This window comes from Microcoleus sp. T3_A4, assembly GCF_036700465.1.
Classification (GTDB): Bacteria; Cyanobacteriota; Cyanobacteriia; order Cyanobacteriales; family Microcoleaceae; genus Microcoleus.
Genome location: NZ_JAUBOY010000033.1, coordinates 67,730 through 86,961 on the forward strand (window position 1 = coordinate 67,730; position 19,232 = coordinate 86,961).

General features: G+C 47.5%; 17 protein-coding genes. 8 read left to right on the forward strand and 9 right to left on the reverse strand.

The features are described from left to right. Positions 1–85: 85 nt before the first annotated feature. Positions 86–751: an S-layer homology domain-containing protein gene (locus tag QUA07_RS19465; protein ID WP_333328045.1), complete on the forward strand. Its 666-nt coding sequence runs from the start codon at positions 86–88 to the stop codon at positions 749–751. Between the two features lie 20 nt (positions 752–771). After that, positions 772–1,053, forward strand: coding sequence for a hypothetical protein (locus QUA07_RS19470; RefSeq protein WP_333328048.1), 282 nt, complete (start codon positions 772–774; stop codon positions 1,051–1,053). Here QUA07_RS19470 and QUA07_RS19475 read toward each other — a convergent pair. Together QUA07_RS19475 and gyrB are read right to left on the reverse strand one after the other, a co-directional pair. Then, positions 1,040–1,756, reverse strand: coding sequence for a heme oxygenase (biliverdin-producing) (locus QUA07_RS19475; protein WP_333082007.1), 717 nt, complete (start codon positions 1,754–1,756; stop codon positions 1,040–1,042). The two genes, QUA07_RS19470 and QUA07_RS19475, sit on opposite strands and share 14 nt — an antisense overlap. A gap of 235 nt (positions 1,757–1,991) precedes the next feature. Continuing rightward, positions 1,992–3,932: a DNA topoisomerase (ATP-hydrolyzing) subunit B gene (gene gyrB, locus QUA07_RS19480; RefSeq protein WP_333328051.1), complete on the reverse strand. Its 1,941-nt coding sequence runs from the start codon at positions 3,930–3,932 to the stop codon at positions 1,992–1,994. Positions 3,933–4,189: 257 nt separating this feature from the next. On the opposite strand from gyrB, the gene miaA reads away from it, so the two are divergent. Further along, positions 4,190–5,092: a tRNA (adenosine(37)-N6)-dimethylallyltransferase MiaA gene (gene miaA / locus QUA07_RS19485; protein WP_333328054.1), complete on the forward strand. Its 903-nt coding sequence runs from the start codon at positions 4,190–4,192 to the stop codon at positions 5,090–5,092. A 106-nt stretch (positions 5,093–5,198) separates the two neighbouring features. Here the strand turns inward: miaA and QUA07_RS19490 are convergent, their stop codons facing one another. Both QUA07_RS19490 and msrP read right to left on the reverse strand, forming a co-directional pair. Further along, positions 5,199–5,861: a Uma2 family endonuclease gene (locus QUA07_RS19490; protein ID WP_333328057.1), complete on the reverse strand. Its 663-nt coding sequence runs from the start codon at positions 5,859–5,861 to the stop codon at positions 5,199–5,201. 262 nt (positions 5,862–6,123) lie between these two features. Beyond that, positions 6,124–7,107, reverse strand: coding sequence for a protein-methionine-sulfoxide reductase catalytic subunit MsrP (gene msrP / locus QUA07_RS19495; RefSeq protein WP_333328060.1), 984 nt, complete (start codon positions 7,105–7,107; stop codon positions 6,124–6,126). Positions 7,108–7,599: 492 nt separating this feature from the next. Between msrP and QUA07_RS19500 the strand changes: the two genes are divergently transcribed. Then, positions 7,600–9,651, forward strand: coding sequence for a serine/threonine-protein kinase (locus QUA07_RS19500; RefSeq protein ID WP_333328063.1), 2,052 nt, complete (start codon positions 7,600–7,602; stop codon positions 9,649–9,651). On the opposite strand, the gene QUA07_RS19505 is transcribed toward QUA07_RS19500, so the two are convergent. Beyond that, on the reverse strand, positions 9,626–9,751 hold the full coding sequence (locus tag QUA07_RS19505) for a hypothetical protein (protein WP_333328065.1): 126 nt from the start codon (positions 9,749–9,751) through the stop codon (positions 9,626–9,628). The two genes, QUA07_RS19500 and QUA07_RS19505, sit on opposite strands and share 26 nt — an antisense overlap. A gap of 258 nt (positions 9,752–10,009) precedes the next feature. Here QUA07_RS19505 and QUA07_RS19510 point away from each other — a divergent pair, with 258 nt between their 5' ends. The 3 genes from QUA07_RS19510 (at position 10,010) to QUA07_RS19520 (ending at position 12,000) form a co-directional block, all read left to right on the forward strand. After that, positions 10,010–10,579 (forward strand): tetratricopeptide repeat protein, encoded by a 570-nt coding sequence (locus QUA07_RS19510; protein ID WP_333328068.1) that lies wholly within the window; start codon positions 10,010–10,012, stop codon positions 10,577–10,579. 55 nt (positions 10,580–10,634) lie between these two features. Further along, positions 10,635–11,543 (forward strand): hypothetical protein, encoded by a 909-nt coding sequence (locus tag QUA07_RS19515; protein WP_333328071.1) that lies wholly within the window; start codon positions 10,635–10,637, stop codon positions 11,541–11,543. Positions 11,544–11,706: 163 nt separating this feature from the next. Further along, on the forward strand, positions 11,707–12,000 hold the full coding sequence (locus QUA07_RS19520) for a DUF3288 family protein (RefSeq protein WP_333328074.1): 294 nt from the start codon (positions 11,707–11,709) through the stop codon (positions 11,998–12,000). A gap of 86 nt (positions 12,001–12,086) precedes the next feature. On the opposite strand, the gene QUA07_RS19525 is transcribed toward QUA07_RS19520, so the two are convergent. The 3 genes from QUA07_RS19525 to secA all read right to left on the reverse strand — a co-directional run bounded on the left by QUA07_RS19525 (position 12,087) and on the right by secA (position 15,544). Next, positions 12,087–12,356, reverse strand: a complete 270-nt coding sequence (locus tag QUA07_RS19525; protein WP_333108088.1) for a DUF2442 domain-containing protein — start codon at positions 12,354–12,356, stop codon at positions 12,087–12,089. Further along, positions 12,319–12,573: a DUF4160 domain-containing protein gene (locus QUA07_RS19530; protein WP_333288196.1), complete on the reverse strand. Its 255-nt coding sequence runs from the start codon at positions 12,571–12,573 to the stop codon at positions 12,319–12,321. The genes QUA07_RS19525 and QUA07_RS19530 overlap by 38 nt, the downstream gene beginning before the upstream one ends. A 154-nt stretch (positions 12,574–12,727) precedes the next feature. Next, positions 12,728–15,544, reverse strand: a complete 2,817-nt coding sequence (gene secA / locus QUA07_RS19535; RefSeq protein WP_333328077.1) for a preprotein translocase subunit SecA — start codon at positions 15,542–15,544, stop codon at positions 12,728–12,730. Between the two features lie 524 nt (positions 15,545–16,068). On the opposite strand from secA, the gene QUA07_RS19540 reads away from it, so the two are divergent. Next, positions 16,069–17,979, forward strand: coding sequence for an ABC transporter ATP-binding protein (locus tag QUA07_RS19540; RefSeq protein ID WP_333328080.1), 1,911 nt, complete (start codon positions 16,069–16,071; stop codon positions 17,977–17,979). A 192-nt stretch (positions 17,980–18,171) separates the two neighbouring features. On the opposite strand, the gene QUA07_RS19545 is transcribed toward QUA07_RS19540, so the two are convergent. Continuing rightward, positions 18,172–19,232 (reverse strand): sister chromatid cohesion protein PDS5 (locus tag QUA07_RS19545; protein ID WP_333328083.1); only part of this gene is annotated, 1,061 nt, incomplete at its 5' end.

The window sequence follows — 19,232 nt, forward strand, 5'->3', positions numbered from 1 at the left end:
GAAACCACAGAATAATACCGAGGGAACCGGAAAAAATATTACTGCTGTTTTCATGATTGTTTTAGCGACAGAAAGGATTAAAATCGTGAAAAGGTTAGTGAGTATTTTTTTGGCTATCGCCCTACTGCAAGGAGTGCCTATGGCGGTTCAATCTCAAGAAATAATTGACCCGATCGACCGGGTTGTGAGTGCAGGGTTGATGAATAAAGATGCCAGTGGCAATTTTAATGCTGAGGGTCTTGTCAGTCGTGCTGATTTGGCGGTGATTTTAGTAAAAACTTTTGGTTTGGAACGGCGGAAAACCGCTCAGAAACCGGATAAAGAATTGCCGGACGTACCGAAGAGTTACTGGGCTTACAGTGCGATTCAAACTGTTTTGAAAACGGGAACAATGAGTGGATATCGCGACCGAATGTTTTTCCCTAATCAAAGGGTGACTCGCGCGGAAGCTTTAGCGATTTTTGCTCAAGCTTACGGGGTTTTTCAGTTTCCTGATGCCAGCATTTCCGAAATTTTAGCTAAGTATCCCGATGCAGGTGAAATTCCTAATTGGGCTAGAAAGTCTATAGCTACTGCACTTTATGAAGGGTTTGTTAATGTTGATCTCGCAACTAATAAGATTAATCCTTTGAAGCCGATGACTCGCTGGGATATCGCTTACGCTTTGAGTAAGTATTTGGAGCGGCAAGTAAGGCCCACTTCTTTGCCTGTCCCGGACGAGGAGCCTCCTAATCGCGGCGTGGGAAGGTAAATATAGTAAGTTTCCTTTGCATGAGAATGGGTAATTGGGCATTGGGCATTGGGCATTGGGCATTGGGCATTGGGCATTCTTCCTTCTTCCTTCTTCCTTCTTCCTTCCTTCTTCCTTCTTCCTTCTTCCTTCTTCCTTCTTCCTTCTTCTATAAAAAGTCGATCGCCCGCAATTCAAACACTATGCAAAATCCCGGAGATTTGGTGACTGTAAAAGCAGCCATCAAACCCCCAGGATTTAAGTTTTTCCTCTTAAACGAGGCTCAAATTATTGCCAATGAGTGTTGGCTCAATCAGCAGTAGCCAATTCGGTACTGGCGCCACCGCGCTTCCGCGTCAGAGTATTGAAAAGCATCTGACCAACTGCTTTAATCAAATTGCCTTCTAACTCCATGAACATCTTCATGTTCATGCCAAAAGCTGCATTAGCTTCGTCAACAATTCGTTCTGCTGTTGCTTCGTCAATCGGCAGTTCATTCATTGCCTGACGGTAGTTAGCCTTGAATTCTTTTTCATCAGGAATATCCTGGAATTCATAGAAAGCAGTGCCTTCTCCCTCGGAAAGATTCATCCCGCGCTGGGCAATTCCCTTCAGGATTTGTCCGCCGGATAAATCGCCCAAGTAGCGAGTGTAAGAGTGAGCGACTAACAGTTCCGGGGCAGTCGCCGAAATCTCGCGAATTCGCTCCACATAAGCTTTAGCTGCAGCTGACGGAGCTACTTGTTCGCGCCAATTCGCACCGTAGTAGTAAAATAAATCTTGCTCTAAGCTTTGTTTGCGATTCAACTCAGAAAAGTAAATTTTTGAAACAACCGGATGCTGCTTTTGGCGTTCCATTTCCTCTTCCATTGCCGAGTAGACAAAGTAGAGGTTTCCTACTAACTTCCGGTAAGAAGTTTTTTCTACAACGCCTTTTAAAAAACACTTGACAAAACCGACGTTTTCTGCCATTGTGTGGGACTTTTTCGTTCCCTCACGCAATTTGGTCGCTAAATTGATGCTCATGCTATACTGTCCAACCTTCTATTTTTGTGGTAGCTGATGGATGCGCCAAAAATCTAAAATTTACCTAAGTGTTTACCTTAGATCGATTTGATGAGAGATTGTATTAATTTTTATAACAAAAGTTGGCAGTAGTCAGTAGTCATCAGTCATCAGTCACTAACTAATGACTAATGACTAATGACTAATGACTCATCCTCGCCAGCAAACAACTGTCAACTGTCAACTGTCAACTAACTTAGATGTCCAAGTCGAGGAGGTTGAGTTTGGGGCCGTAGGTTTCGATGAATTCGCGGCGGGGGGCGACACGATCGCCCATTAAGATCGTAAAGATGCGATCGGCCTCAGCAGCGTCTTCAATCTCCACTCGTTTCAGCGTCCGAGTTTCTGGGTTCATCGTTGTATCCCACAACTGTGTCGGCATCATTTCACCCAAACCTTTGAACCGCTGAATGGTGTAGTTAGCATTCGCCGGAAATTCATTGCGGATGAGATTGTTCATTTCGCGATCGCTGTAACAGTAGTAATGATTGCGTCCCCGTTCCACTTTATAGAGAGGAGGACAAGCAATATAGATGTAACCTTGGTCTACAAGTGCGCGCTGATAGCGGTAGAAGAAAGTCAGCAACAGCGTGCGGATGTGAGCACCATCTACGTCAGCGTCAGTCATAATTACGATGTGGTGATACCGCAATTGACCCGGATCGAATTCTTCGCCTTTGATGCCCAAACCCAGGGCTGTAATTAACGATTGAATTTCGTTATTTTTGTAGATTTTGGCGTCGTCGGTTTTCTCAATGTTGAGAATTTTACCGCGCAAAGGCAGGATTGCTTGGAATTGGCGATCGCGCCCTTGTTTTGCCGATCCGCCTGCAGAATCCCCTTCCACCAGGTAGATCTCAGACAGGGCAGGGTCTCTGGAACTACAATCCGCTAGTTTACCGGGCAAAGGAGACGATTCTAAGACCGATTTTCGGCGGACTAAATCGCGGGCACGACGGGCTGCTTCAGCAGCCTTAAATGCCTGAATAGCTTTTTCCAAAATAGCGTCAGCTACTTGGGGGCGAAACTCCAAATATTCTGTTAATACTTCGCCTACTAAGGAATCGACAATTCCCCGAACTTCTGTATTTCCTAGCTTAGTTTTAGTTTGGCCTTCAAATTCCGGGTCTGGGACTTTGACCGAAATGACTGCTGTCAAACCTTCGCGAACGTTTTCGCCGGCGAGGTTGGGCTCGTTTTCTTTGATTTTGTTGCGCTTGCGGGCGATCGAATTCATCGTCCGCGTCAAAACTGCCTTCAAACCTTCTAAGTGCGTGCCTCCGTCGATCGTCCGAATGTTGTTAGCAAAACCGAGAACGTTGTCACTAAAAGCATCGACGCACCACTGCAAAGCCACTTCTATCTGCACATTGTTGCGTTCTCCTTGCACGTAGATCACTTCTTCGTGCAGAGGCTGCTTTTCGCGGTTCATGTAGGCGATATATTCCTTGATTCCGCCCTCATAACAGTATGTTTCGATGCGAGGTTCGCTACTTTTGAGCAGTTCCAAACGGTGGTCGCTAAAGGTAATTTTCACGCCCGCATTCAAGTAACCCAATTCTCGCAAGCGCCCGGCGAGTATAGTGTAATCAAATTCAATGCCAGTGCTAAATATTTGAGTATCTGGCAAGAAAGAAACTGAAGTGCCGGTGCGAGTGCCTTTGTTGGGCTTGGCAGTAAGTTCAGTAACTGGATTGCCTCTTTCGTAGCGCTGTAAATGTTCTTTTTGGTCGCGCCAAACTGTCACTTCTACCCACTCGGACAGCGCGTTAACAACAGAAATACCTACACCGTGCAATCCTCCAGAAACCTTGTAGCCACCACCGCCAAATTTACCACCGGCGTGGAGTACAGTCATTACTGTTTCTATTCCCGATTTGCCAGTCTTGGCAACGATGCCGGTCGGAATACCCCGGCCGTCGTCTGTCACGGTAACGGAACCGTCGGCGTTGATGTCAATCTCGATGTGAGTGCAGTGGCCAGCCAGCGCCTCATCTATGGAATTGTCCACAACCTCGTAAACTAGATGGTGGAGTCCTCGCGGCCCGGTGGTACCGATGTACATCCCCGGCCGTTTACGGACTGCTTCGAGACCTTCGAGAACTTGAATCTGGTCGGCGCTGTAGCTGCTGGTCATACAAAAATAGCTCCAATAATGAGGCCTAAAGCCCCGAAAGCTTCTAAAATGGGAAAACTCCTAAAATTATAGCACAAAACCGTTAAAGGCGATGCTAGGGCTTTCTGAAGGGAAATTTATCGGGGGGACGGAGGGGAATAGTTTTGATATTGCTTCCCGACTCGCCAGGCGTAGCGCGGTGAATCAGTGTAGGAGAGACGGGAAAGCATGGAGAGGAGAGGATTTGAGAGTTTTTATAGGGAAACGTGCGACAGCTTATGCCTAAATTAATTACGATTTGTGGGGCGACGGCGACGGGGAAGTCGGGAGTGGCTTTGGCTTTGGCGGGGCGACTGCAATCCTCGATCCTGAGTGCGGACTCCCGTCAAGTGTACCGCGAATTTGACATCGGAACAGCAAAACCGACGGCAGTCGATCGCACTTCTGTACCGCATCACTTAATTGACATCTGCGATCCGACGGAAACGCTGACAGTCGCAGATTACCAGCAACAAGCTCAAAAATTAATTGCTGCTGTCGATTTTCCTGTTTCTCCTCCTCTGTTGTTGGTGGGAGGGACGGGCTTATATATTAAATCGATCGTGCGCGGTTTAAAAATTCCGAGGGTAGGGCCGATGCCCGAATTGCGATCGCAACTTGCAGAACTCGGACAATCTCAATGTTACGCGATGTTGCAGCAGGTCGATCGCTCTGCGGCTGAGAAAATTCACGTCAATGACCCCGTAAGAACTTTGAGGGCATTGGAAGTATTTTATGCGACCGGTCGCCCTATTTCCGAACAGCAGGGCGAAAATCCTCCCAATTATCCTATTTTACAAATTGGGTTGGATTGCGCGATCGATGTTTTGGTCGATCGGATCAAACAGCGCACCGAACAAATGCTAGAACGCGGTTGGATTGCTGAAGTAGAATATTTGTGTAAAAAATACGGCTGCGACTTGCCACTGTTGAACACGCTGGGATATCAGGAAATGAAACAATATTTGGCTGGCGACATTAAGCTTGAAGAAGCTAAAGAATTAACAATTTTGCACACGCGACAATTTGCGAAGAGACAGCGGACTTGGTTTCGTGCTTATCCGGAAATTGAATGGTTTGAGGTTAGCACGCCAGATTTATTGGAGCGAGTTTGGCAGAGAGTGCAGGAGTTTATCAATTGATTTTGTATCGAAATTAAAGATTTTTTCAACCGCCGATTAACGCTGATTAACGCTGATGTAATTTAAATTAATTTGCTAGTTTTTAAACTACAGTCTGATTTTTGCGTTAACTTTGAATCGGCAAAATCTCTCTAATTCTTTGCCGAAACAAACGCACAGCCGCCCGCTGTCCGACTGTTCTGCTTTGTTCGATGAAACCCGGAATTTCGGCAACGGGTAAAAATGGAAAAGCTAAACTGCGATCGCACATTTCATATTTTTCCTCCACAAGTTGATAAACTTGCAGAGATTGCCGGCGATACCTCCAAAGTTCGGGAACGCCAAGAGCAGCATATATGGAATCTTTATTAACTGAAGAATTTGTGTAATCTGACTCTATTGCTAAATCCGGCGGCGGGTCATTTGGCAAATTGATATTTCTGCCTCTAACTAAAGATTCATTTTGAATGTAGAAACAGGAATCAGGTTCGACAGCACGAGTTAAATCTTCTCGTTCAAGAGTCAGGGAACCAAGACTTCTAAGTTCAATTTCCAGCTCATCTACAATAGCTTCCACAAAGCTTTCTATCAGTCGTTTGGGTTCTTCGTGTTCTTCCAGTGGCATCCTGATTTCTAATACTCCTTCATCGTAAGCAATTCTCCAAGCTCTATCGTCCCCAACATCTGCCAGCAATGCTTTAAAAGTTGACCAACTGACACCTTTTAAAATAACTCGGTTTTCTGCTGGGGTAGTTTGCTGCTCGATGGGAGTTGATGTTGTTGTTACCATTTAACAATTCCTTGGTAGCTTCATCAATTTTTATTGTAGTCGATCTCCTGCAAAATCAAGGTAAAATTTACAAACAAAGTGCAGGTATAGGGTAGTGATAGGGCATTGCCGTGTCCTGTATTTCATTTTGCTGAACCGAAAAAAAATCTTTTTTTTTATTAACCGCAGAGAACGCAGAGGGCGCAGAGAAAGAGAAAAGAGATAAATTAATAATTTGAGAAGCAGAAAAGCCTGTTTCTCAAATTACATCTCGCGTAGTTAATTAACTGTACAAACTCGCTACATATTCGCCGTAACCGTTATAGGGCAAAGTCGGGCGAGTTTCCCACGACCAACTGTTACCGGGGCCGACTATCCGTTCGCTGGCCTGCGACCATCTGGGGTGCGGTTTGTCGGGTTCGACATTTGCTTCAAAGGCGTATTCGTTGGGGCCGATTGTATTCCAAAAAGTGGCGGGCTGTTTTTCGACAAATTCAATTTTTACGATCGACTTTGCGCCCTTAAAACCGTATTTCCAAGGAATCACTTGCCGCAGCGGCGCACCATTTTGTTTTGGTAGCCTTCGGCCATACAAGCCTGTGGCAAAAAATGCTAAATCGTTCGCCATTTCTTCAATTCGCAGACCTTCGGTATAAGGCCAAGGATAAAATTGCGACATCAAACCGGGCCCGGGGGTTATTTTGGGGTCGTAAAATGAGGTGAAGCGAACGAATTTAGCCTGCGATTGCGGTTCGACATCCGCCATCAGTAATTTCATGGGAAACCCGACCCAAGGAACTACCATCGCCCAGGCTTCTACGCAGCGAAATCGATAAACTCGTTCTTCGATAGGGAATTTCTTTTCGAGGTCGTCAATATCATAAGTTCGGGGATTTTTTACTAAACCGCCTACTTCTACTTTCCAGTTTTCTGTTGGCAAAGCTTGAGCGGCTTGCCAAATAGATTTTGTGCCACCGTATTCGTAAAAATTGTTGTATTTTGTAGCTAAGGCTTCGTCGGTAATCGCTCGATCGACTTTCGCAAAGGCGGGATTCCGGCTCAATTCCGAATATGCTTGAGTTGAGCTTTGCTCCAGAGCAGTTTTTGAGCTAGCATTGCTTTGGCAGCCGGTCAGCGGCAGCAGCGAAGCTGTCACGCCTGCGCCAATTAAATTTGTCATGAACCGGCGGCGGTTGAGAAATGCTGTTTCTGGGGTAATTTGGGGTTCGAGAATTTCCCAAGGTTTGGGAACGCGAATTAACGGCATAAGTAAGAGTTAAAAGTTAATAGTTAGTTGGGCGAAAATTGCCTCAGTTTTCATTTGTTAGTCGATTGGAGATTTGTAGTTTTAGATTGACTCCAGAGGACAAAGAATCGCGGATATTTGGCCATGCCTCGCGCTTGCTTTGCTGCGATCGCACTGCAAGTATTCGCAATGACAGTATAGCTTAATTCGGTAACAACTGAGATATTGCACCATTCTAAAGAACAGGCAAGATGCCTGTTCTTTAGAATGATTTTCTTGTGGGGTGGGCATCCTGCCCACCCGTACGATCGACCTATTAAACCTCCCTCGCAGGAAAGTCAGCAATTATTTACGCGCGATCAACCGCAGCAATTGTGGCGAAAATCTGGGAAACAATTATGATCAAGCAAAGATTCCAATTATTTAATTTGTCCACAGGAAGCGGCACGCACCGCCCCGCTTTCCTCCCCCACCAGCAATAATGTCGGACGGGGGTCTCCAGCGGAAAGACAAATGAGTTACTGCACAAATCCCAATTGCCAGAATCCCCAAAATCTCGATCGCGCGACAGTCTGCAAAAGTTGCGAGTCGAATTTGCTGCTAAAAGGTCGCTACCGAGTCTTTCACACCCTCGGTCAAAGTCTCACTTGTCGCACCTTCTTAGCAGTCGATGAAGACCAGCCTTCGCAACCCCGCTGCGTCATTCAACAGTTCTGCGGCTCAGCAGCCGCAGACGGTGGCACACAGCAAAACCGGACATTTCGCGGCTCGGCGTCAGTTCTCGACGAGTTGGGGAAACATCCCCAAATACCGAAACTGCTGGCATCTTTTGAAGTCGAAGGCTGCCAGTATTTAGTGCAAGAATACATCGAAGGCCGTAATTTAGCCGATCGGCTTTCAGAAAAAGGTGTTGTTAAAGAAATTCAAATTTGGTATCTGCTGAGCGAATTGTTGCCAGTCCTGCAATGTGTTCACGAACATCAACTGATTCACGGAGATATCAAACCGTCCAATATTATTCACCGCAAAACTCCCCAAGCATCCCCAGCTTTGGCAGGGAAAGAGGATCTACATCCCTTGTCCCAAGAAAGTTCCTCTGGGCTAGTTTTAGTCGATTTCGGCGCGGCAATTCCGGCTAATAGCGGGCCGCTGAAAACAAAAACGGTGACAGGTTCTGCGGAATATGCGGCCCCGGAACAAATTAAAGGCCAAGCGATTAAGAGCAGCGACATCTACAGTTTGGGCGTCACTTGCATTCACTTGTTAACGGGAATGTCGCCCTTTGATTTGTTTGACATCAAATCCGAAAGTTGGACTTGGAGAGATTATTTGAAAGTACCAGTTTCGGCGCGACTCGGCCGCATTCTGGATAAAATGGTGCAGCGAGAACCATCAAAACGCTATCGCTCGACCGAGGCAATTCTCACAGACATGAAATACGGCCCGGCACCGGTAGACGTGATTCTCAGCAAACCCAAGTGGACTTTGGCCATGTGGGGAGGAACTGCGGTTGCCCTGCTGTCCGTAGTGCTGGGTGTTCGCTTGCCATCTCCTGCACCGCAGGCTTTCACTTCTTCTGAGCCTGTTTCTAGCATTCCCGAAATTCGGTTCAATCCGCCCCCGATGCAGGATTTCAACGGTGAGGCATCGCAGTCCCGACCCGCAGTGCGGACTCTGGCGGATCAAGACAAAAACCCGGTTTGGGCTGTAGCAGTAGCTCCCCAGGGCCGCGTAATCGTCAGCGGGAATAACGACGGCACAATTCACTTGCGGCACAAGCGTCACGGCAAGCTGCTCAAGGTTTTAACAGGACATTTGGGGCCGGTGTGGTCGGTGGCAGTCAGTCCCGACGGCAGGACGATCGCCAGCGGTGGCGTTGACGGTACGATTAAATTGTGGAATTTCTATTCGGGCAAGTTAATTCGGACGTTGGACGGACACACAGACGGCGTGTTCTCGGTGGTTTTCAGTCCCGATAGCCAGACAGTGGCCAGTGTCGGTAAGGACAAAACTTTGAAGCTGTGGGAAGTCCAAGGCGGGGCCGAGTTGGAAACTCTCAAGCAGGTTTTTGACGAGGTGCAGTCGGTGGCTTTCAGCCCCGATCGAGAAACTTTGGCGATCGGCCGCAGCGACGGTAAGATCAACCTGTGGAACTGGCAGACTGGGGAATTGAAAGAAACTCTTTGGGGTCATTCCGAGGCGGTTTGGTCTCTGGCCATCAGCCCGGACGGTCAAACTCTCGCCAGCGGCAGTTGGGACAAGACGGTGAAGCTGTGGGATATCAGCGCAAATAATCACTCCGGGCAGCCTAACGGTTCTCTGCTACGGACTTTGATCGGCCATTCCGACAAGGTTAAGTCCTTGGCTTTCAGTCCCGACGGAGACAAACTCGCCAGCGCGGATTTGAGCGGGACTATCAAGCTGTGGCGCATGAGTTCCGGCGAAATCGCGGGCACGCTGAAGGGTCATTCTACCTGGGTGGATTTGGCTTTTAATCCTCAAGACAAAACTCTGATCAGTGGCAGTTTTGACGACACGATTAAGGTGTGGCGACTGTCTCCTTAATTTTTTCGATCGCCCGTTCAATTAATTTTTGAACAGCTAGGGCGATCGAACATTTAGCTAATTTATCTAAACACTTCCGACAGTTTCCAGGCTGACGCATGGGTGTTACAAACCCGGTTTCTAAGCTGTTGGTAATCAAAAACTGTCCGAACTGTTGCAGGACTTACGCACAGCCTCAATATATAGTGTTTTGTAGGGGCAAACCCTCCGTGGTTTCCCCCATACCTGGAATGATTGCGTAAGTCCTATGTTGGTACAAAAACAAATTTAAAATATCAAATAGTCACAATATCCCTAGAAATCGCGGTTGCTAACTAACACTTGTGGTAAAGTAGTTTCGGCTGTTAAAGTAAAATCTATGACCGCAAATTCCGAGTTAGCAGAGCAGTATTTGTCAGCGGGCGATAGCTTTCAGAAATCAGGAAAGCTTGAGGAGGCGATCGCTGAATATCAAAAATTACTAGCCATTCAAACGGAGAGTGCGATCGCACTCAACAAGATAGCAGAAATTTATTATACGCAACAAAAATATGTAGAGGCGATCGCCTCCTGTTACCAAGCACTTCGCCAGCAACCCAATTTCGCCGCCGCCTACAAAACCCTAGGTAATATCCTGCAAGCCCAAGGCAAAATAGACGCGGCAATTCGCGCCTACTCCAAGGCGATCGAATTTGATCCTAATTTTGTCGAAGCCTATGTTAACTTGGGCAGTATGTTTTACAAACAAGGCCAGCTCGATGAGGCCATAAGTTACTACCAAAAATCTATCGTTCTTCAACCAGATTTAGCAGTCGCTTATTGGAATTTAGGCAAAAGTTTGGAAGAACAAGGGCGAATCAATGAAGGTTTATTTTATCAAAAAAAAGCTCTAAATTTACAGCCGGAGTTAGAAGCGAGAAGCAATTCAGTAAAAAGTAACACTTACTGAAGAGGAATGTTATAGTCAAAATAATTCAATCATTAACGATGCAAGCTGGATCAACATGGAAATTAGCCAGAATCCGCTCGAATTCCTAACGGCTAAAGTACAAGAAACTGTTGCCGATACCCAAAACTTAGCCAACCAAATCGCTGCTAAAGTTGAGGAAAATGCAACTGTATTAACGGCGTGGGTACAATCAGCGCCAAGTTCAATGGTTAGTGCCGGGGCGATCGCCACTCAAGAAGCTTTTAAAATAGCACATAACATCCGTTTTGAGAACCTGCCAACCACTCTGCAATTCAAATTTGCTAGGGCTGGTATGCGTGACGGCATCCGAAATGTGCAAGAAGCAGCAAAAGTATTTGAATCCATACCCGCCCAAATTCGTGCCCAAGGGCCAGAAGCAATTCGCAACTTCTGTCAAGATAAAGATTGGAGCCACATCCAAGCGCACGTCAATGGAGGCGGAAGCGAAGCTACTAACGGGATTTTTGAATATTTTTGGGTGAATCGTGCTCGCGGTGGTGTAGACATGACTGCCGCAGAATTAGCAGTCGCTAAGCAAGTTTTAGCGGATGCAGCGTTTAAAGCAGCAGTTGCCGAAATCGTGGGGGCTGCAATGAAAGGGGCGATCGCCGCAGCAGTAATTGAGTTAATATTTTCTATCTTAGAAAACTCGCTATTGTGCGTTGAAGGCCAAATTACCCAGTCAGAGTTAGTCGAACAAGTCGCCAGCGCCACCGCCAAAGCTGGCATTGCTGGCGGTGTTATTACTGGTATTCTGTTAACGCTGTGCATGATATTTCCCCCGATTGCCGCGCTTTTAGGTGCCGCAGCGATGCCCTTGGCGGTTGCAGGTATTGGTTTTATGGGAATTCGCGCCTGGGAAATATTTTGTCACGGCGATCGACTATTTGGTATTACTGAACAAACACAAAAATTTCTGGCGATGACTGAAGCGATAATTTAAACAGTTGACAATTGACAGTTGACTGTTGACTGTTATGATACCCGCATCAAACAGTTTATGAAACGCGGATTTAAGACTCTATTCATTAGGTTATTTATGTCCGCACTTTTGGGTGACGGTTGCTTGTAGCAACATTTTCTGATGATTGGGAAATATAAATAGTATGGATTCAGTAGAAAAAACTCAAGATCAGCAGCATCCGCAATACAAGCGCGATCGAGCCAGTGTCAATACTTTATTAGCAGGAGAAGCAACCGACTACAATTTATCGGAATTAGCAAGATTAATAATTCGCTACCGAGGCTTTCCCGGCGCCCGAGATATTCAATCAGACTTAAAAAAAGTCCTGCAACAATGGAATTATACCGAAGAAAGTCTTTACGAACAAACCCGTAAAATTCACACGAAAGGTGAAGTTTACAGGAAACAAAAAAGCGATCAAGAAGATTGGCTTTAATCTCAAATCTACCTTAAATACCTCCTTTATCTCTTACGTGAGAAAGGCTATATTACGAAAGCTTAGAAGTGAAATAGCGATCGAAATTAATGAGTAATTTTAGGCCTCGGAGCCGGTGCACCTCGCAGCATTCCTTCTGTACTGAGGTCTTCATCAATTTCTTCCCAGTGAATGCCATAGCCTCCTCCACATACTTCCCATTTTTCCCTTTGATCGGGCGTTGCATGAAACAATCTTGGATACCAAATTAAAGGGACGGTAATGATTCGTCCATCCATCAAATCAACACTAATGGTTTCTTCTGTAAAATGAATGTGCTTAACTCTCTCGTCCGCTCGAATCGCCAAAATACCCATACCAAGCCTCCAATAGCGTTTGTTTATTTTCTTGTACTACCGACTGTATTTTACGAAGTTCTTTAGCACTAAAACCAAGGTTGTTTCCTAAACTGACTGGCTCCAACCAAAATTTAACCGATGATTTGTCTCTGTCAATATGAACATGAGGTGGTTCATTTGGTTCATGGCTGTAAAAGTAAAGTCGGTAAGGGCCTATTCGTAAAATAGTGGGCATAATTCCAGGTTATACAATATTTCAATGCGAATATCTGTATTTGGTCTTCTTTTATTCTTCTTCCATGACACTGGTGGTGTAAAATCAACTGGTTCCTAGGAAGAGCCTGGGAACCAGTTGCAGTCAACAGTCAACAGTCAACTGTTAACTATCTTCAAACCATCTCTGGCGAAACTTGCATAGCCGGCTGCGGCTGGAACTGGAACAGCGAATAAACCACATTGCGGCGGATATCGGTCATCATGTCCAAAAACAGCTCGTAACCTTCAGTTTTGTACTCGATCAGCGGGTCTTTTTGCCCGTAACCGCGCAGCCCTACAGACTCGCGCAAAGCATCCATTTGTTGCAAGTGTTCCCGCCACAAAGTATCAATTTGCTGCAAAATAAAGAACCGTTCCGCATCTCGCATCAATTCAGCTCGGATTGCATTAACTTCCGCTTCTTTAATGTCGTAAGCATTGCGGACTTGTTCGTGCAAGAAAGTTTTAATTTCCTCAACGGACAAATCTTCTAGCTGATCCGGTGTCATGTCAGCGAGTAGATAAACAAATTCCTTCACCTTGCTCACAAGTTTGTCGAGTTCCCATTCTTCCGAAGGTAAATCGGGATTGATGTATGCTCCTACGATGTCGTCCATCGTCTGTTCGGCATACTTAATTACCTGTTCTTTGGAGTCCAAACCTTCTAATACTCGGCGACGTTCCGCATAGATTGCTCGACGCTGATTGTTCATCACTTCGTCATATTCAAATACCTGCTTGCGGATATCGTAATAGTAGGTTTCGACTTTTTTCTGAGCGCCTTCGAGGGAACGAGTCAGCATTCCAGATTCGATCGGCATATCTTCCTCAACACCGAAAGCCTTCATCAAACCGGCCACCCGTTCGCCACCGAAAATCCTAAGCAAATTGTCTTCCAAACTCAAGAAAAACCGCGTAGAACCAGGGTCTCCTTGGCGTCCCGCCCGGCCGCGCAATTGATTGTCGATCCGGCGCGATTCGTGGCGTTCGGTACCGATGACGTGCAAGCCTCCCAACTGCACGACTTCATCGTGTTCGGTGCTGGTAAAAGCATCGTATTCCCTGCGAGTTAAATTGTAAGCTTCCCGCAATTTTTGAATTACCGGGTCTTTTGTCGGCGCTTTTTCCGAAGCTATAGCCACGATATCATCGGCTTGCAATTCCGAGAGCGATCGCTCCCCGTACTCCTTCACCGCCAATTCCACCGCCGCCTTGAGCATTTGCTCGGCATCTTTCGATAGCTGCGTCGGGAAAATCTGTGCCGAAGCTTTCCAAGACTTAACCTTTTTGGCCGTTTGACCAAAACCTTGAGCTGGGGGGCGGCCGCCAATACCGGGCACTTGCACTAGCGAAAACCCGTCCTCATCATCGGGCCGCACAATCCGGGGCATAAGATACTCGCGCAACTTCAGGCGGCCCATGTACTCAGAATTACCGCCCAAAATGATGTCTGTACCGCGCCCGGCCATGTTCGTGGCGATCGTCACAGCGCCTTTGCGTCCGGCTTGAGCGATAATTTCCGACTCCCGCTCCACATTTTCCGGTTTAGCATTAAGCAAATTGTGAGGAATTTTCCGTTCCAGCAGCAGCCGCGACAGCAACTCCGACTTTTCCACGCTCGTAGTGCCCACCAGCACCGGCCGACCGATTTCGTGCATTTCCGCGCAGTCTTGGGCGATCGCATTCCACTTACCAGCCTCCGCCTTGTAAACCATATCCGAAAGGTCAGTACGGCTGGTAATCCGGTTAGTGGGAATCAGCGTTACTTCCAGATTGTAAATCTTCTCAAACTCCGTCTCTTCAGTCTTCGCCGTCCCAGTCATCCCCGACAGCTTCGGATAAAGCAAAAAGAAATTCTGATAGGTAATCGTCGCCAGCGTCTGAGTTTCCGGCTGAATTTCCGCCCGTTCCTTCGCTTCGATCGCCTGGTGCAAACCGTCACTCCAGCGCCGTCCCGGCATCACCCGACCGGTAAACTCATCCACAATCACCACCTCGCGATCGGGAGTGACGATGTAGTTAATATCCTTAATAAACAATTCCTTCGCCTTAATCGCATTAAAAATGTAATGCGCCCAAGGGTCAGCCGGGTCGTACAAATCCGTAACACCCAACAACCGCTCAGCTTCACCAAACCCTTCATCGGTCAATAGCACATTCCGAGCCTTTTCGTCAACCTCGTAATGTTCTTCATTTTCCTTTCTCAGAGCAGCAGCTACCTCAGCCGCCCGTATATACTTCTCACTGGGGCGTTCCACCTGGCCGGAAATAATTAAAGGCGTCCGTGCTTCATCAATCAGCACCGAGTCAACCTCGTCAATCACGCAGAAATTAAAAGGACGCTGCACTACATCTTCCATGACAGTAGCCATGTTGTCGCGCAAATAATCAAAGCCGACTTCGCTGTTAGTGGCGTAGGTAATATCGCAGCTATAATTTTTCTTGCGTTCCACCTGATCCATGCCCTGCTGAATCAGTCCCACAGTCAATCCCAGGAAGCGGTGCACCTGTCCCATCCATTCCGCGTCCCGTCTTGCGAGATAATCGTTGACGGTGATGATGTGTACGCCTTTGCCGTTGAGGGCGTTAAGGTAAGCTGGCAGCGTCGCCACAAGAGTTTTACCTTCACCGGTTTTCATTTCGGCAATTTGGCCTTTGTGCAGGATGATGCCGCCGAGGAGTTGGACATCAAAGTGGCGCAGTCCCAAAACCCGCTGTCCCGCTTCCCGCACCACTGCAAAAGCTTCCGGCAAGATTTCGTCTAAGATCTCTTTTTCTTCGTTGAGAGATTTAGCTTTTGCCAGACGTTCTTGAAACTCGGCCGTTTTCCCTCGGAGGTCGTCGTCTGAGAGTACGCGGAAGTCTTCTTCCAAGATATTGATATCAGCTACCCAAGGCTGAAATTTTCTAAGTTTGCGCGCGTTGGGATCGCCTAGCAGATTTTTAAACATGGCAGGAGAGGCAGATTTTTAATAATTTAGCTATTAGCTTTCAGGGTTACGGGCTGTAGTGTTAGCCACAACATATACCCTCCCCGATTGTAGCAACCATTGACCCTCCTGGGCCGTCGCTGGGGGCGATCGACCGATTTTGGATTTTCGATTTTAGATTTTAGATTGAATAATAGATCGATTTTAGATTTTAGATTTTGGATTTTAGATTGAATAATTGAGTTCTGTTCCCGGTTGTTAAGGGGATGGAGGGCCCTAATCGTCAAACAGCAGACTGACCGCATTTTTGGTGAAATTTCCGGAACGGCGATCGGGTTTTAATCGAAAAAGCGATCTCGCTTGCAATTTAGCTACCCTAGAACAAGGAAACTATACTTAAACCTTGCACCAGTCGAATAATCTCACATTCCATCTGCCTTACTTGACAACAAAGGTTGTAGCTCCAAGTTGATTTCTAGCTTCTCTGACTGGGGTAAAACTTCCTAATTGGTGCATTGTCTTACTTAGAGACACCCAGCACATTTATGACTTTTCCATTCAAAGCACGTTTGAAGGGCCAGAAGAATTCACCAACAATGGTGCGGCCGTTAATTAACCAGCATTGGTTGGTGCGGATCGTTCTGCGCTCCATTTCCTACTTCCGCAAAGACTTATGGCTGATCATCATACTCTTGCTTTTGATCGGAGCATCAGTGCTTTTCAACCTTCTCAACGCCTGGCCGATCGCGATTCTAGTCGATACGGTTTTGTCGCCAACTCCGAAATCCGACTGGATTCATACACTGTTTCTTGCTCCGTTCGGTGAAGGCACGCTGAACCGGATTTTCGGAATGGCGTTCGTCGCGATGATTATCAGAATCCTGAGCGATACCGTCTTCATGCTTCGTAGGATGTTGAACTACCGCATCCAGTACAACGGAACCTTGCGCGTTCGTACCGAACTTTACGACAAACTACAAGCGCTGAGTCTCGGTTGGCACGGCGGACGATCGCAAGGTGACGCAATCTATCGGTTGAGCTATGACAGCCTCGGACCCTGGGGGGTGATCGATACGCTCATCGGCTCCACGGCTGCATCGGTGACGCTGACGGCGATGATCTGGATCATGCTGTCACGCCACGTCCTTCTCACCGTGTTTGCGCTTTCGTTCACTCCGCTTCTAATAGTGGCGAATTGGTACTTCGAGAGAAGGATTAGGAATCGAGCTCTAGAGTCGAAGCAGACCGATGCGGTGATGACCTCAACCATGCAGCAAGCTATAGAGTTGATCGGGCTAATCCAGTCCTTCGGTCGAGAAGCAACGGAGTCGCAGCGCTTCGGGCAGGCGGTCGAACGTAGCGTCAAAGCGTCCATGCGACTCAATTGGCAGGAAAACCTCTATCCGTTAGCGGTTCAGGTAGTCTTCGCCCTGGGAAGCGGAGTAATCTTAGGCTACGGCGGATACTTAGTCTATCGCGACCAGTTCTTGCGTCCGGTGCAGGGCGGCGTGACCATTGGCGATCTACTCGTATTCATGGCATACCTGGGGCAGTTCTGGGACCCGATAGGTTGGGTGTTGGGCTTCACTACTAAAATCCAGACGTTTGTTGCTTCATGCGATCGCGTCTTTACGGTCATTGACGAGCCACCTGCTATAAAGGATGAGCCTGATGCGAGATCGCTTCCTGTTCATCCCTGCACATTAGCACTTGCGGATGTGAGCTTCGAGTACAACTCTGGGCAACCCGTTTTGCGAAACATCAATGCTAGTATCGAGCCGGGTCAAATGGTGGCGTTTTTAGGCCCTAGCGGGACAGGAAAGAGTACGCTGCTCAATCTTTTGCCCCGCTTCTATGACCCGACATCGGGCAGCGTCCTCCTCGACGGCTTTGACCTTCGCACCCTCAAGATTGCCGATGTCCGCAAACACATGGCGCTCGTCTCCCAAGGTAGCCCGCTTTTCCCCGGAACGATCGCCGAGAATATCGCCTACGGTCGCGCGGATGCAAGACTCTCCGATATTCGGGAGGCGGCGGTCGAAGCTGGAGCAGTTGAGTTCATCGAAACCTTGCCGGAACAGTATGATACTTTAATCGCTGAGGGCGGTCAAAACTTATCGGGCGGACAGCGACAGCGCCTAGCTATTGCGCGAGCGCTCATCACTAAGGCTCCCATACTCATTCTCGATGAACCCACGAATGCCCTGGACTTGAAGCACGAGCAGTGGGTCTTAGAGACTCTGCAACGTCTACGCCGCAAAAGAACGATCGTCTTGGTCACGCACCGACTCACAACAGCGATAGACTGCGATCTGATTTTTGTGATGCAAGATGGCGAGATTGTTGAATCTGGCAGTCACTCCGAACTCTTTAACCAACAGGGACTCTACTACCGAATGTTGGGCTACGACCCAGTAAAATCAACAGGAGTTACGCCCAAACCCTCCATAGAGTAGGGACACGACATGACTCTTTTCAAACAATTTTAGATTTTAGATTTTAGATTTTAGATTGAATAATTGACCTCTGTTGCCGGTTGTTAAAGGGATGGAGGGTGATAATAGTCAAACAGCAGACTGGGCGATCGCATTTTTGGTGAAAGTTCGGGAAGTGCGATCGGGTTTTACTGGCGCAAAAGCTAAATACTTCTAAAAAGGCACTGGCGATCGATTTCCCTCACCCGCCACCAAATCCCACAACACATCAATACCTAAGCCGAGATATTTTGCATCCTGATGCTGCTCAACCCATTGCACAACAGCAGGCAAAACCTCACTAGATTTCAGACCCAAATTACCCAAGGCTTCTGCTGCAAAGTAACGCACCAAGTCCTCCCCATCTTCGAGACGTTGCAGCAGGGCACTGATGACGGCTTCTGAAGCATTTCCCAACCTGCCCAAGGCAGATGCTGCCGAGCTACGCAGTGAGTTATCCCCATCTTCCAGACCTAACAGCAGGGCACTGATGACAGATTCTGAAGCATTTCCCAAGTTACGCAAGGCTGATGCTGCCAAGCGACGTACTGAGTTATCCTCATCTTCCAGACATAGTAATAGGGCATTAATCACGACTTCTGAAGCATTTCCCAACCTGCCCAAGACAGATACTGCCTCACGACGTACTGAGTTAGCCTCATCTTCCAGACGTAGTAGCAGAGCATTGATGAGAGTTTCTGAAGCATTTCCCAACTTGCCCAAGACATATACTGCCTCACGACGTACTGACTTAGCCTCATCTTCCAGACGTAGTAACAGAGCATTGATGAGAGTTTCTGAAGCATTTCCCAAGTTGCCCAAGGCATATGCTGCTTCACCACGCACTGAGTTATTCTCATCTTCCAGACGTAGTAGCAGAGCATTGATGACGGCTTCTGAAGCATTTCCCAAGTTGCCCAAGGCAGATGCTGCTGCCTCACGACGCACTGAGTTATTCTCATCTTCCAGACGTAGTAGCAGAGCATTGATGACGGCTTCTGAAGCATTTCCCAACCTGCCCAAGACAGATGCTGCCGAGGCACGCATCGAGTTATCCCCATTTTCCAGACCTAGTAGCAGAGCATTGATGACGGCTTCTGAAGCATTTCCCAAGTTGCCCAAGGCCAATGCTGCCTCACCACGCACTGAGTTATTCTTATCTTCCAGACGTAGTAGCAGAGCATTGATGACGGCTTCTGAAGCATTTCCCAACCTGCCCAAGACAGATGCTGCCG